The 14,572-nt window shown below is 39.2% G+C and carries 13 protein-coding genes and 4 tRNA genes; 7 read left to right on the plus strand and 10 right to left on the minus strand.

What is annotated here, in order from left to right; genetic code table 11:
• Window positions 1-12: 12 nt before the first annotated feature.
• The gene (locus tag ABTV71_RS20165) at window positions 13-951 is read right to left on the minus strand and encodes an SO2930 family diheme c-type cytochrome (RefSeq protein WP_433900836.1); all 939 of its coding nucleotides are present in this window, start codon (window positions 949-951) and stop codon (window positions 13-15) included.
• 219 nt (window positions 952-1,170) lie between these two features.
• Here ABTV71_RS20165 and ABTV71_RS20170 point away from each other — a divergent pair, with 219 nt between their 5' ends.
• Both ABTV71_RS20170 and ABTV71_RS20175 read left to right on the plus strand, forming a co-directional pair.
• A complete protein-coding gene (locus ABTV71_RS20170; protein WP_433900837.1) occupies window positions 1,171-1,842 on the plus strand; it encodes a DinB family protein in 672 nt (223 codons plus the stop codon).
• 4 nt (window positions 1,843-1,846) lie between these two features.
• Window positions 1,847-2,296, plus strand: a complete 450-nt coding sequence (locus tag ABTV71_RS20175; protein WP_121124015.1) for an SRPBCC family protein — start codon at window positions 1,847-1,849, stop codon at window positions 2,294-2,296.
• 89 nt (window positions 2,297-2,385) lie between these two features.
• Here ABTV71_RS20175 and ABTV71_RS20180 read toward each other — a convergent pair.
• From ABTV71_RS20180 to ABTV71_RS20195, 4 genes are all read right to left on the minus strand, one after another.
• Window positions 2,386-2,469: transfer RNA gene (locus tag ABTV71_RS20180), tRNA-Leu, on the minus strand.
• Window positions 2,470-2,543: 74 nt separating this feature from the next.
• On the minus strand, window positions 2,544-3,422 hold the full coding sequence (locus ABTV71_RS20185; RefSeq protein ID WP_121124017.1) for an exopolyphosphatase: 879 nt from the start codon (window positions 3,420-3,422) through the stop codon (window positions 2,544-2,546).
• Window positions 3,423-3,730: 308 nt separating this feature from the next.
• Entirely contained in the window at window positions 3,731-4,276 is a 546-nt protein-coding gene (locus tag ABTV71_RS20190) for a hypothetical protein (protein ID WP_121124019.1), read from the minus strand.
• Between the two features lie 75 nt (window positions 4,277-4,351).
• The gene (locus ABTV71_RS20195) at window positions 4,352-6,928 is read right to left on the minus strand and encodes a phosphoenolpyruvate carboxylase (protein WP_433900838.1); all 2,577 of its coding nucleotides are present in this window, start codon (window positions 6,926-6,928) and stop codon (window positions 4,352-4,354) included.
• Between the two features lie 259 nt (window positions 6,929-7,187).
• On the opposite strand from ABTV71_RS20195, the gene ABTV71_RS20200 reads away from it, so the two are divergent.
• Together ABTV71_RS20200 and ABTV71_RS20205 are read left to right on the plus strand one after the other, a co-directional pair.
• Window positions 7,188-9,380 (plus strand): FUSC family protein, encoded by a 2,193-nt coding sequence (locus ABTV71_RS20200; protein ID WP_245971314.1) that lies wholly within the window; start codon window positions 7,188-7,190, stop codon window positions 9,378-9,380.
• Window positions 9,381-9,410: 30 nt separating this feature from the next.
• Window positions 9,411-10,397 carry a YpdA family putative bacillithiol disulfide reductase gene (locus ABTV71_RS20205; RefSeq protein ID WP_433900839.1) on the plus strand — a complete coding sequence of 329 codons (987 nt, stop codon included), beginning with the start codon at window positions 9,411-9,413 and terminating at the stop codon, window positions 10,395-10,397.
• On the opposite strand, the gene ABTV71_RS20210 is transcribed toward ABTV71_RS20205, so the two are convergent.
• Window positions 10,394-11,008 carry a TetR/AcrR family transcriptional regulator gene (locus ABTV71_RS20210; RefSeq protein ID WP_121124025.1) on the minus strand — a complete coding sequence of 205 codons (615 nt, stop codon included), beginning with the start codon at window positions 11,006-11,008 and terminating at the stop codon, window positions 10,394-10,396. The genes ABTV71_RS20205 and ABTV71_RS20210 overlap by 4 nt on opposite strands.
• 104 nt (window positions 11,009-11,112) lie before the next feature.
• Here ABTV71_RS20210 and murB point away from each other — a divergent pair, with 104 nt between their 5' ends.
• The 3 genes from murB to ABTV71_RS20225 all read left to right on the plus strand — a co-directional run bounded on the left by murB (window position 11,113) and on the right by ABTV71_RS20225 (window position 13,178).
• Complete coding sequence (gene murB, locus ABTV71_RS20215; RefSeq protein ID WP_121124132.1) at window positions 11,113-12,129, plus strand: UDP-N-acetylmuramate dehydrogenase; 1,017 nt, start codon at window positions 11,113-11,115, stop codon at window positions 12,127-12,129.
• Between the two features lie 261 nt (window positions 12,130-12,390).
• Complete coding sequence (locus tag ABTV71_RS20220; RefSeq protein ID WP_121124027.1) at window positions 12,391-12,900, plus strand: RNA polymerase sigma factor; 510 nt, start codon at window positions 12,391-12,393, stop codon at window positions 12,898-12,900.
• 32 nt (window positions 12,901-12,932) lie between these two features.
• Window positions 12,933-13,178 (plus strand): cytochrome b5 domain-containing protein, encoded by a 246-nt coding sequence (locus ABTV71_RS20225; protein WP_121124029.1) that lies wholly within the window; start codon window positions 12,933-12,935, stop codon window positions 13,176-13,178.
• A gap of 7 nt (window positions 13,179-13,185) precedes the next feature.
• Here ABTV71_RS20225 and ABTV71_RS20230 read toward each other — a convergent pair whose 3' ends face one another.
• The 4 genes from ABTV71_RS20230 to ABTV71_RS20245 form a co-directional block, all read right to left on the minus strand.
• Window positions 13,186-14,100 carry a PfkB family carbohydrate kinase gene (locus tag ABTV71_RS20230; RefSeq protein ID WP_433900840.1) on the minus strand — a complete coding sequence of 305 codons (915 nt, stop codon included), beginning with the start codon at window positions 14,098-14,100 and terminating at the stop codon, window positions 13,186-13,188.
• Between the two features lie 57 nt (window positions 14,101-14,157).
• Window positions 14,158-14,231, minus strand: a tRNA-Asn gene (locus ABTV71_RS20235).
• A 94-nt stretch (window positions 14,232-14,325) separates the two neighbouring features.
• Window positions 14,326-14,399: transfer RNA gene (locus ABTV71_RS20240), tRNA-Asn, on the minus strand.
• A 49-nt stretch (window positions 14,400-14,448) separates the two neighbouring features.
• Window positions 14,449-14,522: transfer RNA gene (locus tag ABTV71_RS20245), tRNA-Asn, on the minus strand.
• Between the last annotated feature and the right edge of the window lie 50 nt (window positions 14,523-14,572).

Below are 14,572 nucleotides of genomic sequence, written 5' to 3' on the forward strand. Positions count from 1 at the left end.
TTCTTTGGCATATTATCTATCCATTGTCGAATCAAATCCACCTTCCTTATGGATTATACTTCGGGCCAATTCAGGCATTGCTGTCCCGGGTTCTGTACTATTCATTCGATATAATAAGATAGAATGCGCTGAATCTCCGGGTATAATATCATAGTTTAGCCCACCTGCTCCCCCTCCTACTGATACAGGGGCCTTATCCACACCCAGACGTGCAGGAGTATCCTCTTCGTAGTTGAGAAATAATCCTGTGTTAAACGCATCCCCGCCTTTTGTATGACAATGGGCGCAATTGATATCTAAATAAGCCCGGGAACGATCTTCAAGACTAAATTTAGTCTTATCTGCCCATATCGGCAATTGCGCGACATACTTTAAGTCGGGCATATTTTTCAACAATTCCCTGGCAGTCCAGTGAGCCAATTGATTGACAGAATCGCCTGAATGGACAAAATTCAGATTACGGGCTTTAGGACCTATTGGCATTAATTGCGATGAACTATTATGACAACGCTTACAGTCATTGGTATTTGGCACCATATAATTTGTCCTATGCCTATTCCCCTTGTTATCCACCAAAGTGATCGCCAACTTCGCCCCACGAATATGCTTAATGGCATCTGTTTGCTCCACATTCCAAAGGTAGTTCATGACTTTCCAGTTATGATCCGCGGGGTCTTTGACCAATAAACGTGTTTCAATAATAATCTTCTGCCCCTGAACATTAATATAGGAGAAATTTTTAACGATTATTGTTGAATCCGAAAAATCTAAAGGTCCTTGTGACGTGTACGCAATTGATTTTCCAGAAGAAACAAAAATAAAACGATCTTTAACAGTATAATCTGAAAACAAAGGTGTACTTAATTCATATGGGAGAATACCTTCTTTCGGCAATAGATCACTCAACTTTCCCTTGAAAAATCCATAATCAGAAAGCTTCTCTTTAAACACGAATGAACTACTGACCTGTTCCGATTTATTGTTCCCCTGTCGGCAGCTTTAAATTTACCATTTAATAAGTATTTTTAGATTTACTATCGTAAAAAACGTAGTTTTTAAATGCCTACTTCCGGTTATTTATTTTCTTGCCTTATGAAAAGATTAAAAAAACAAAAATGAATTATAATTGTAAAGAGAAAGTGACATTCAACAATTTAAAAAAATATCAACATGTACAAGATTATGAATATGATAGCGATTGCAGGCTTTAGCGCAGTACTCCTTTCATCAACCCCAGCTTCAAAGCAAACAGCAAATCATCGCTATGCGATTGAAGCAATTGAACAAAGTCCGCTCACAAAAGACCAAGAGGGCACAGATTCCCTATTGCAATACTTTAATGAGACAACGAACGAACTTGAAAAACAAGTTGCCGGACTCAGTCAGGCTCAGTTACAATTTAAATCTGCTCCGGAAAAATGGTCAATCAGCCAATGTCTGGAACACATTGTACTATCTGAACGAATGATATTTGACATGGCAAAAGCAGCATTGACAAAGGCGCCACAACCCGAAAGAAAGAGCGAAGTGCAAATGACCGACGACAATCTAAAAACGACAATTACTGATCGAAGCCATAAATTTCAGGCTCCGAAAGAACTTCAGCCGACCGGTATCTACAAAGATTCCAAAACGGCTTTGGCTGATTTTCGTGCTGCGCGACAACCAGTAATCGATTACATTACGAAAGCAGATGTGAAAGACCTTCGCAATCATATCAACGATTACCCAACAGGCGTCGTCGACGGTTACCAAGGTTTGATGTTTATTGCCGCACATTGTGCCCGGCACACCAAACAGATTGCAGAGATAAAAGCGGATCCTAACTTTCCAAAACAATAAGATTATGAAGAAAATGAATTATCAGATCATCATCGACGCGACGATTGATCATGTGTTTGAGACAATGCTCAATAAAGAAACCTATAAAAAGTGGACGGCTGCCTTCAATCCAACTTCTGATTTTGAAGGTAGCTGGGAAAAGGGTTCCAAGATTTATTTCACAGGCATTAATAAAGATGGTGAAAAAGAAGGCATGGTTGCGGAGATAGCCGAAAATATTCCAAATAAATACATCTCCATTCGTCATTACGGTATATTAGACAAAGGCAAAGAGATCACCGAAGGACCGGCTGTCGAAGATTGGGCCGGCTCATTGGAGAATTATAGTTTTACCGAGCTTGATGGTAAAACATTATTAAAAGTTGATGTAGACACCAATGAAGAGTATATTGAATATTTTGATGAATCGTGGCCAAAAGCTTTACAAATACTTAAAGAAATCAGTGAAAAATAATAATCGACAGGATAGATCTCCATAAAAAGATGCTATCGTTGGAATAGAAAAAAGGCCAAATCTTATTTAAAGATTTGGCCTTTTTTAAGTGCCCAGGAGCAGATTCGAACTGCCACGCCCATACGAGCGCCACCCCCTCAAGATGGTGCGTCTACCAATTTCGCCACCTGGGCTCATATTCGCCTTTGGTATCACAAAAATAAATATTTTTCCTTCTTTTGCAAGGCGAAAAATGCTTTTTCATGCTTTATTTCACTAAATTCCTATTGATCAAGGTTCTAATTACACCATCAACCAAACCAACACGGGGTACAATGATCTGCTTTAGCCTTCCATGCTTCATAATCGTCAGAAAAATCTCACTTGCAGGAATGATGACGTCAGCTCTATCTTCATTGAGTCCCAATAAAATAATACGTTCTTTTAAAGAAAATGATGCCAAATGTTCATAAACAGCTTTTAATTTGGCGTATGATAATGGCTTATCAACTTTTTCATCAGACAATCGCGCTAATTTATTGATGTTGCCTCCTGTTCCGATCCCAATGACTTGTTTATACATATGCGTATTGCTTCGAACCCACTCTTTAAGCTCGTCCCAGGTTTCTGTTTTATCCTGATTATCCAAGATACGTATCGTACCTAAATTAAAGGACCTGGAATTTACCAGAACACCATTCGCAAATAAAGATAATTCAGTACTACCGCCACCTACATCAATATAAAGATACACCTTATCTTTTTCCATCTTATTATCCCAATGGCTATTGTAGATAATCTCAGCTTCCTTAGCCCCCTCTATAATATCTATATTGATCCCGTTTTTCTTAATTTCCGCAACAATATCGGCACCATTTTTGGCATCACGCATCGCAGAGGTTGCACAAGCCATATAGTCTTCCACATGATAAACATCCATCAGTTCACGAAATGCTTTCATTGTTTTTATCAAGCTCTCTGCCTTTCTAGGAGAAATTTCCTGTTGAATAAATGCATCATCGCCCAGACGTAAAGGAACACGTAAAAGCGTATTTTTTTTAAAATTGTATTGATCCTTTTGGCCAATGATATCAGCGATCAAAAGACGGACCGCATTGGAGCCTATGTCTATAGCAGCGTATCTCACGTTATATTGTTTCTTATATATTATTTGATTAAATCATGCTAAAATAAACACAGTTATTAACAACTGCATTATAGCAATGTTAAGTTATTATTAATTTAACAACTCAACAAATCATTTCTTTTCTGATTCTCCTGTATTATTAATGGGAAACCGTATCTATTCCCTTCCCGAAAAATCCCGCCAAAACTGATTACAGCGTTATAGACCTATCATTTATCTACAAGGAAGGAATGACAAGGAAACGATCGCATAAAAAAAGGAATATTCACCGGAGTAAATATTCCTTTTTCTTATTATATAGTCTCTACTTAATGATGACCGTGCCCTTCCACTTTACCACCAGCTAATTTATAGATTTCTTCCACTTTCTTCAAAGATTCTTCCGAAATATGAATAACCTCTTTATTGGTGTTATGTTCTTCGTGGGACAATCTGCTATTGATCTCACCTTGTTTTTCCATTACCAATGCTAAAAACGCTTTATCATTGAATGCCGCAGTGCTGTCTGATCCGATTGACGTCGGAGTCTGAAACGCTGGTACACCACGCTGCGTATCGCCTACATGCAGCTCCTTTGACAAACCGTCCAATTCAGGCAATACAGTCGCATAAGCTTCTTTAATTTTAGCCGCTACATTCTTCACTTCTGCTGAAGTAGATTGCTTTGCCGCTACGTCTGCAAGATTCACTAGATAGTTTCCGTTCTCACCAACGAATTTAATCATTGCAAAAGCATCGCCATCTGCTAAAGATGCATTGGCATATTGACGCTGTCTATTTGCAGCTGTTTCACCACAAGACGCAAATAAAGTACTTGCACAAGCAGCTGCAATAAATAACTTATTAATCTTCATATCAATTTTGTTAATTATACAAAAGTAGATAAAATATACATTCTTCGAAACCTAATCAGCGAAAAGAAGCAAAAATTAAGCAACATTTCTTCCCGCATTAATCACACCGAAGATTGTGCGTGCGATCAGCTTTGAATAATCCTCCCTTTGTGCCTCATCCAGCTTATCTGAATTGAGTGCACGAATCGCATAATGCTGAATAACCAATAGCGGCAAAACAATGCCTTCCCGGGCCAAAATTGACTCACGGTCTACCGGGTAATTCTCCATCAATTTGGACGTACCGCTAAGTTTTAATAGATATTCTTTGGTAATCTGATATTCTGCATACAGATTTTTCCAAAATTCACCATATACTTTATCTTCCTTCATATATGCCGTGATATCAAAATTCGATTTGGTCATGGACATCATACAGTTGTCAATCAAGGTTTGGAAGAAGCCGGAAGAAACATATAGCTGTTGCACGTCTTTCCATAGATTATTTTTCTCGGCCCATTGCAACGCAGTCCCTACCCCATAAAATCCCGGGATGTTTTGTTTCAGCTGGCTCCACGAGGTTACAAAACTGATCGCCCGTAAATCCTCAAGACGCAGCTCACGTCCCGAATTCCTTTTTACTGGACGACTTGAGATATTGATTGACGACAGTGCTTTCAAAGGAGACATCGTTTCCAAATAAGGCAGGAATAACTTATTGGTACGAAGATCCATAAATTTATGATGGCTCAATTCGGCCAGTTTATCAATAATCTCCTGTTGATGCTTGGTCAGGGTATCGCCTACACGTTGTTTCAAGTCAGAAATAATACCGGCGTGTAGGAGCTGCTCGATATTGAATCGCGCTGTATCCAACGAGCCATACTGGCTACTTATCGTCTGACCTTGGATCGTTAATTGAATATGATCATTGGCAATTTCCTTGCCCATAGAAGCATAAAACCGTTGTGTTTTACCGCCACCACGCGCCGGAGGTCCACCACGGCCGTCAAAAAAGACAAGATCAACATCATACTCACGCGATATTGCCGTCAACTCTATTTTTGCTCTATAGATTGACCAATTCGCCATGAGATATCCCCCGTCTTTTGTACTATCCGAATAGCCTAGCATAATGGTCTGCTTGTTTCCTCTTAGCTTCAAATGTGCTTTATATTCTTTATTGCTGTATAAAGTCTTCATCACATCCGCTGCTCTGGTCAGATCATCCACTGTTTCAAATAGAGGAACGAAATCAATTGTTAATGCTTCTTTCTTCCAGCCCGACCACAAAAACAACTGACGCAATCCAAGGATATCACTTGCTTGCTGGCAATTACTAATAATAAAACGTTGTGCGGCGCGCTCAGACCCCGAACGTTGGATCTCCTTGAGCAATTTGATCACACCTGAAGTGTCTTTCGTCAATGGATCTGCATCCTCTGGGACAGTAAGATCCAGTTCTTTAAACTTCAACGCTTTTTGTTTATCGACCTCACTCAGTTCCAGGTAATTTAATGGAACCCCAGTAGCCTCCTGATTCTGTTGAATCAGATATGCTGTTGCTTCACGAAGGATACGGCTATCCTGTCTGATATCTAAGGTTGTGAAAAAACAACCGAATGTCATTACTTTACGAAGCAAGTCATCAACAATCTCAACAAAAAGACCATTGTGATATTCTTCCAGGACGTTTTTAATAGCTTTTAAATTCGTAATAATGTTATCCGTTTCATCTTTTGGATTTTCAACAGGATTAAAGCTATTGTCGTAAAACAAAGTCTGCAAGTTCTCCATATACTCTTCGACTCCTCTGAATGTAATACGGCGTCGTACAATACGGAAATCGCGGTAATAACATCTAAATAAAATAGTGCGCAATAAAGCTGCCACCTTTTTGGTACTCTCAACGCTGACATTCGGATTTCCGTCACGGTCTCCTCCTGGCCAAAAGCCCAATTCGATGAGCTGTTTTACTTCCTCAGTATCGACATCCAATTCATCGTCAATAAAAGACTGGATTTCTGAAGCGACTTTATAAAACACATTTTCCAGGAACCAGGCTAAACTGGCAGCTTCATCTACTGGCGTTGGCTTATTTTTATTGATGAATGGCGTTTTGCCGAGTTGTTGCAGTAACAAATGTATACTATGGATATCGTTGGTCTTTATTGCATCAATCAAATCATTGATAATCCCCAATACAGGCCCCGGATAAAATTGGGTAGGGTGTGCCGTCAGTACCAGACGAACTGAAAAATCTTTTAATTTGGAAACGATTTTTCGTCGCATGTCACCATTGCCTTCCGCATTTTTGATCAATGCCCCCAAGACATTTTCATCGTCGCCGCGCCCCACCATTTGAAATGATGAATCCTCTATCGCGTCAAACAATACCACCTGGCGTTCTATATACTGGACAAAACGAAACAATAAATCAATACGCTGTTCTTCCGAAGAAAACTCTTCATGCTGATCAAAAAAACTCTTTATGATCTCATCTGGAGTTAAATGTTGATCAACCCCCTTCTCACATTGCTTTGCAAAAAATGGCAATAAAGTACCTGTATCCTTAACACGTTGGAATGGCAATGTTAAAAACAAACTTTTAAAAAGCTCAAAGCGTGTCAATACCTCGTCCTGAAAGACGGCTTCATTTTTACTTTGCTTCATATTTAAATCTTTGAAAAATGGTCAAGAGAGTTTAGGCGACTCTTGAGTTTCTGTAATATATCTGAAATTACCCTACGCACCAAATATAGCAATATTATATTTAAACAAATAAAAAAATATAAATTAATCAAAAAAAACATCAAAATATTATAAAGATATTAATGAAAATTCGTAATTTTTCGTTTTTAGTATATTATCGCAACAAGCAGGGAACCCTCAGGCTAATATAGCCTTATCTCGTATATTTGTGCTATACATTATGAAACAGACACAAGAAATAAAAAGTTTTTTCTATAGTCAATATTTTGCGGATGGACTGCGAATTACCATCGGATGCATTGTACCTGTCCTCATTTTTGCCACCATAGGCCAGTTTACCAATGGAACCATTGTATCCCTGGGCGCCCTTTTGGTTGGGCTATCCGATACTCCCGGAGCGCCAAGCCATAGACGAAAAGGTATGTTTGCCGGGGCCATACTGACCACCCTAACATTTATCCTGACCAATATTGTCAATCAAAATGTATATCTTCTTGCCGTTTTCATCGGAATCGCCTGCTTTATCTTTGCGATGTTTGCCGTATTCAACGGCCGGGCCGCGAATGTGGGTTTGATGTGTATATTAATGATGCTGATCCACGTGCAGATACACTATCCCCTCGATCAGGCAATTAATTACCTCGGATTCTACACCCTTGGCGGACTTTGGTATATAGCAATCAGCCTCTCTATCACCCAGGTACGCCCCTATAGGCTGGCTGAGCAGGAACTTGCAGAAACCATTCGTTATGTAGCTGATTATATTCGGCTGAAAGCAAATTTTTACGATGCCAAAATCGACAATGATAAAAACTACCTAAAACTGATTGACAAACAGGTTGAAGTAAATCAACATCAGGAAAACGTCAGAGACCTGCTGTTTCAGAGCAAAAGATCCATTAAAGACACCACAAAAGTAGGGCGGTATCTCACCTTAATTTTTAACGATATTGTAGATCTATTTGAGCAGAGTATGGCTGCGCACTATGATTACAATACTATTAGCGAACGTTTCGGCCCCACGGGTATCTTGGATGACTTCAAGAACGTTATTCTAAAATACACGAATGAACTCGACAATTTGGCCTACCAGCTCAACACGAATATTCAGCCCAAACCCCTCTATGATTTCGATGCGGACCTCACACGTCTCCACGTTAAAATTGACCAGCTCGATAAAGAAAATCAATACAGCACCTTTGCACTGCGTAAAGTACTGATCAATTTACGTGACTTGGTCCGTCGTATAAAAAATATCTACGGCTATTCCCACCTGCAACCTGACGACGTCAAAAAGAAAGAAATTGATGACGCCAAACGTTTCGTCCAAAGTTCAGCCATCGACCTGAAAAAATTCCGTGAAAATCTGACCTTAAAATCGACAATTTTTAGACATGCCTGCCGCATGGCAATCGTGATGTCGGTCACCTACTACGTTTTTGAGACAACCAATATCACCAACAATGTCTACTGGATCCTGCTGACGATCATGGTGATCCTAAAACCGGGTTTTGGCCTTACGAAAGAGCGTAATATACAACGCCTTATCGGAACGACCGTCGGTGGGTTGATCGGAGCCGTCATCCTATTGACGATACATGATCCAACCATACTATTTGTGCTGCTGGTATTTTTCTTCCTGACCGCATACAGCTTATTTAGAGTCAATTATGTGGTCGCAGTGCTATTTATGACCCCCTATGTGCTGATCATGCTCAGTTTCGTCAGTTCCAACACCCTTGAGGTCACCAAAGAACGTATTTTAGACACCTTTATTGGAGGGATGATCGCCTTCCTATCCAGTTATATTATCTTTCCAAATTGGGAGAGCATGCAAGTGAAAGAATCCATGCGCAAACTTTTGATCGCCAATTACAATTACATCTTTCAGGCGTTAAAGGAAATTGCAGGCCAGGCCCCATCGATTACAGATTACAAGTTAGCAAGAAAAGCCGTTTATGTCGAAACCGCAAATATGGGATCCACTTTTCAACGTATGCTGACTGAACCCAAAAAAAGGCAAAAATACAGCAAAGAGGTCAATAAGTTTGTCATATTCAACCATATTCTGGCCTCGTTTTCTGTTACACTGATGAACCATCTGGATGAAATGGACAATAACTACCTAAACAAAGACCATGTTCGGACCATTCGAAAAATATTAAATAGCTTGGACCAATCTATTCAATTGCTTTATTCATCAGATTCCAGTACCGTATTTTCGCCCTTGGAAATCGAAATCTCAAACCATCGCTTCGACAATAGCGACATCAATTCTGCTGACGGAAAACTATTGGAAGAGCAATTGGAGTTCCTGTACAAGATTGCCCAGGACCTAAACAAGATTGTTCAGGATCTCCATGATAAAAGTGCAGCCGAACAAGCAGCGGAATTATCTAAACTGGCAGGCTAATTTATCCCAGAAATTCACGAAATTTACATTATGAGTGAACATATAACAGCGTCTTATGACATTATTATCGTTGGAGGAGGCCCCATCGGTCTCGCCTGTGCCCTGGAAGCAAAACAGGCCAACCTCAACTATCTTATTCTAGAAAAAGGATGTTTAGTCAATTCGCTCTATAACTATCCGCAAAATATGACCTTTTTTTCTTCTTCTGAGCGACTGGAGATTGGGGACATTCCCTTTGTGACCACCAATCCAAAACCCCGAAGAACCGAAGCCCTGGAATATTACAGACGTATCCAGCAAAAATTTGAACTGGATACCCACCTGTTTGAGGAAGTATTGAATATTACAAAGAAAGATTCTACTTATTTTAACGTCAAAACCAATAAATGCAATTACACGACAAAAAAAGTCATTATTGCTACGGGTTTCTATGACATCCCTATGCTACTCAACATCCCCGGAGAAGAACTTAGCAAAGTACGGCATTATTACAATGATCCGCATTACTACAGCGGTCAGAAAGTAATTGTTGTAGGAGCAAGCAATTCATCCATAGACGCTGCCCTGGAAACATTTCGAAAAGGTGCTCAGGTAACATTGGTCATCCGCGGCAATGAAATCAGCCCAAGAGTCAAGTATTGGGTAAAGCCTGATATTGAAAATAGAATTGCCGCTGGAGAAATCGATGTACTTTACAATAGTCAATTAACAACTGTTACGGAGACAAGCGCCTCCATTCAAACACCAACAGGCATTGTTGAGATTGAAAATGATTTTGTACTCGCGCTGACCGGATATCGGCCAAACTTTGACTTTCTACGCAAGATAGGAGTTGACATACCAAAACAGGCCCCCTGTATCCCCTGTCATAATGAGCAAACAATGGAAACAAACATAAAAGGCCTATACTTAGCAGGGGTTGTCTGCGGTGGATTAAATACCCATCTTTGGTTTATTGAGAATTCACGTATCCACGCCAGGCAGATCATCGAACATATACAAACAACGGCGATTTAACGCTGTTGATACCGCAAACCATTTAAGAAGATTTTCATCATTTTCTTCTGTAAACTGAGGATATGATCAAATTCTTCTTTCGTGGGGAAGAGCATATTTTTCATGTCTTTCAAGATCCCCATACGCATACCAAACAATGAATACAATAAAATACGGGCTGTCTCGTTGAGATCATCTACCTGAATCTCCCTGGCGTCTATTCCAATCTTCAGAATTTTTTCAATAATTTCAACTTCCCGTAGATAAGATTCTTTGAATACTTGTTCCAATTCATCAGGAAGTTCTTTGACCATCTTCATGGTGTATTCAAACAAATTGTAATATTGATTGATTGCCTTGACACGCATATCAATGGAGTACATCATGATTTCTTCAAAGTTTCCCCCTTTATCGATAACTGTTTCCATTTCCTCAATCATCTTATCTATAACATACTCAAAAACAGCGGAATATAAACTATTCTTGTCGGGAAAATAATAATAAAGCAGTGCCTTTGAAAAATTAAGATCCTTAGCAATCTCCGACATTGTCGTTTTAGCCATTCCAAAGTGTGCAAAGCGCCTTGTTGCAGCTTCTAGAATTTTGATCCTTTTTACATCTGCGTTACCCATTAAACTTATATTTTTTATCGTTAAATAAACGGTTTATACTATCTTTACCGATTATCATGCTAAAGATAGCGGATTTTTTTGAATTTTTGAAAACTAAAGTCAATATGGAATTAAACATTCAATCGAATATCTCTTTGAAACCTTTCAATACATTTGGAATAGAAGAAAAGACAAATTTCTTGATCGAAGTGAATGATAACGAGACATTGACCGAAATTTTTAAACGAGGAATTTTCAGCAAAAACTTTTTTGTTCTTGGCGCGGGAAGCAATGTTTTATTCACCAAACCGTTTGATGGCTATATTATCCGAATGGCCAGTAAAGGTATACAGTCAAAAATTGAATCGGATCATGTATATGTCACTGCAAAAGCCGGGGAGATTTGGAATGACTTTGTTTGGCATTGCATCAGGAAAAATTATGCAGGAATAGAGAACATGGCTCTTATTCCCGGAACTGTAGGTGCGTCACCCGTACAAAATATCGGTGCTTATGGGACCGAATTAATGTATGTTTTTCATTCCTGCGAAGCTTTTGACACCAGACTGGGCACATTTAAAACATTCAAAAAGGAAGACTGTAATTTTTCCTACCGCGACAGTATTTTTAAAACGGAGCACAAGGGCCGTTTTATTATTACGGAGGTAACCTATAAATTAAGCCTTACACCTAAAATAAATACAAGCTACGGTGCCATTGAAGCTGAACTCGTAAAAGAAAATATAACACAACCATCCATCACTGATATCGCAACCATAGTATCAAAAATTCGTGTGGAGAAACTACCGGACCCAAGTACAGTTGGCAATGCCGGAAGCTTTTTTAAAAACCCTGTGATCTCTGCGGATAACTTTGAAAGGTTATTGACACTTTATCCAGCAATCCCACATTATCCGATGCCTGATCAACAAACAAAATTGGCCGCCGGATGGTTAATAGAACAATGTGGCTGGAAAGGAAAACAATATGGACAAGCCGGTGTCTGGAAAAATCAGGCGCTTGTACTAATAAATAGACAAAATGCTAGCGGTCAGGAAATTTACAATCTTTCTGTCCAAATTATTAGAGACGTACAAGACAAATTTGGCATTACGCTCGAGCGCGAAGTTAATTTATTGTAAAGAATCAAAAAAAATATTTGTATCTCTTAGAAACTTAAAAGAACAATAATATAGTCCCTATTTCATCTCAACATCAACTAAAGCCCATCTTATTTACTTAGGGTTAATATACGCACACGATTGCATGCCTTAAAATAATCTTAAAATTACATTAAGAAATTCATTTTTTAAGGAGTTTGGCGCATTATTTGCCTCATACTTAACGAACCGCATTTATAAACTTACTGTTTCCTAAAAAGAACAGTTATAATTCATTAAGCTATGACAAAGAATGAATTTGACAGCATGGTTATTGAGCAATCGGACTCATTAAAACTCTACGCCAGAAATTTTACCAGCGACTATGAAGATGCAAATGATCTTGTACAGGACACCATCCTCAAAGCTGTAACCTATTTCAAAAATTTTAAAGAGGGCACTAACCTAAAAGGATGGCTCTATACCATCATGAAAAATACGTTTATAAATAACTATAGACGGATTGTAAAAACCAACTCCTTTATTACAAAAGATGAAGATATCTCCAATTCAAATCTATTAATATCTGCTTCAAGCAACCAAGGAGAAAGTAAGTTTGTCATGGAGGATATTCATGAAGCCCTGTCTAATCTTTCAGAAGAATACTACATCCCTTTTTCCCTTTATTTCGAAGGATTTAAATACCATGAGATATCTGAACATTTAAACATTCCTATCGGAACTGTAAAGACAAGAATACATGTGGCACGAAAATTAATGAAACGGTCACTATCAGCTTATAAAGTCGCCTAGTTTTTTCTATCTTCGCCTTCTTACAGATTGTGATGGAAAAAGAAGGATTACCCGAATATAGTAGGAGCCAGCTCGCATTGCGAAATGGACAAGATAGGCCACAAATATGGGTGGCTTATAATAGTTATATCTATGATGTGAGTGATAGTAGGCTTTGGAAAAATGGCTTGCATTATGAACATTGGGCAGGCCAAGATCTAACTGAGGAGCTCATAGATGCTCCTCATTCAGACACCGTATTTTTAAAATTCGAGGTAATTGGAATCTTGAAGGGCTAATTAGCACTTATAGACTAAACTGTGACAGCGCAACAAAAGCATTCAGACGCTTCTGTATGTCTCCATCGGTGAGCTCAACGAGACGATCTGTCCCAAACTTCTCTACACAAAAGGAAGCCAATACAGATCCAAAAATCAAGGCGTTTTTCATGTTGTTAAAGTTGATGCTCTTCACTTTGGCAAGATAGCCGATGAAACCACCTGCAAAAGTATCTCCTGCTCCAGTAGGATCAAACACATCGGCTAAAGGTAGTGCTGGCGCAGAAAAAATCTGATTCTCACCAAAAAGCAATGCGCCATGTTCCCCCTTTTTTATGATCAAATATTTTGGTCCCATTGCCAAAATAACTTTTGCGGCTTTGACCAGGGAATATTCACCTGATAGTTGTCTAGCCTCAGCGTCATTGATCGTCAAGACATCAACCTTTTGGAGAACTTTCTTTAAATCGTCCAAGGCAACATTCATCCAATAATTCATCGTGTCCAGCACCACGAGTTTTGGTTTCTTGGTTAGACGGGCCAACGTCGTTAACTGTACCTGAGGTGTTAGATTCCCGAGCAGAAGATACTCACAGTCCTGATAACTGTCAGGAATAATCGGATCGAAATCTGATAGTACATTTAAGTCAGTCGCCAACGTGTCTCGGCTATTCATGTCATTGTGATATCTTCCGGACCAAGAAAACGTTTGCCCCCCCGGAACAATCTGAACACCTGATATATCGATACCACGATCTTTTATAAGTGCTAGATTGTGGCTTCCAAAGTCTTCTCCAACAACACTGACCAATTTGATCTGATCACATAAATAGGATGCCGCTATACTCGCAAAGGTACCGGCACCACCTAGAATTTTGTCAGTTTTACCGAACGGTGTTTCAATTGTATCAAAAGCCACCGTACCAATAATTACTAAACTCATAGTTTTTTAATAAGCATGGTAAACAAAAAAACCGGCATAAAGCCGGTTTCAATATTGCTCCTGAAGCTGGGCTCGAACCAGCGACCCTCTGATTAACAGTCAGATGCTCTAACCTGCTGAGCTATTCAGGAATCTTTATTTTTCCGAGAAACTCCTTTCTCATTGAATGCACAAAAATAGTACATTTTTATATTATTCGCAAATAATTTTATCATTTGCTTATTGCTCCTGAAGCTGGGCTCGAACCAGCGACCCTCTGATTAACAGTCAGATGCTCTAACCGGCTGAGCTATTCAGGAATGAAAAACTAAATACTTTAAAAACTCCGGTTATGTAAGTTTCTAATTGCTCCTGAAGCTGGGCTCGAACCAGCGACCCTCTGATTAACAGTCAGATGCTCTAACCTGCTGAGCTATTCAGGAGTATTTTTTCAATTTTTCCGGAGACTCTATCGCGTTTCCGTGATGCAAGT

It is taken from the genome of Sphingobacterium puteale (genome assembly GCF_050986225.1).
In the GTDB taxonomy this organism is placed as follows: Bacteria; Bacteroidota; Bacteroidia; order Sphingobacteriales; family Sphingobacteriaceae; genus Sphingobacterium; species Sphingobacterium puteale.

Excerpts from the sequence above, each read along its gene's own strand:
- ABTV71_RS20230 (WP_433900840.1), bottom strand. The coding sequence starts at position 14,100 with ATGAGTTTAGTAATTATTGGTACGGTGGCTTTTGATACAATTGAAACA.
- ABTV71_RS20225 (WP_121124029.1), top strand. The coding sequence starts at position 12,933 with ATGGAAAAAGAAGGATTACCCGAATATAGTAGGAGCCAGCTCGCATTG.
- ABTV71_RS20200 (WP_245971314.1), top strand. The coding sequence starts at position 7,188 with ATGAAACAGACACAAGAAATAAAAAGTTTTTTCTATAGTCAATATTTT.
- ABTV71_RS20210 (WP_121124025.1), bottom strand. The coding sequence starts at position 11,008 with ATGGGTAACGCAGATGTAAAAAGGATCAAAATTCTAGAAGCTGCAACA.
- ABTV71_RS20175 (WP_121124015.1), top strand. The coding sequence starts at position 1,847 with ATGAAGAAAATGAATTATCAGATCATCATCGACGCGACGATTGATCAT.
- ABTV71_RS20170 (WP_433900837.1), top strand. The coding sequence starts at position 1,171 with ATGTACAAGATTATGAATATGATAGCGATTGCAGGCTTTAGCGCAGTA.
- ABTV71_RS20220 (WP_121124027.1), top strand. The coding sequence starts at position 12,391 with ATGACAAAGAATGAATTTGACAGCATGGTTATTGAGCAATCGGACTCA.
- ABTV71_RS20195 (WP_433900838.1), bottom strand. The coding sequence starts at position 6,928 with ATGAAGCAAAGTAAAAATGAAGCCGTCTTTCAGGACGAGGTATTGACA.
- ABTV71_RS20190 (WP_121124019.1), bottom strand. The coding sequence starts at position 4,276 with ATGAAGATTAATAAGTTATTTATTGCAGCTGCTTGTGCAAGTACTTTA.
- ABTV71_RS20205 (WP_433900839.1), top strand. The coding sequence starts at position 9,411 with ATGAGTGAACATATAACAGCGTCTTATGACATTATTATCGTTGGAGGA.
- murB (WP_121124132.1), top strand. The coding sequence starts at position 11,113 with ATGGAATTAAACATTCAATCGAATATCTCTTTGAAACCTTTCAATACA.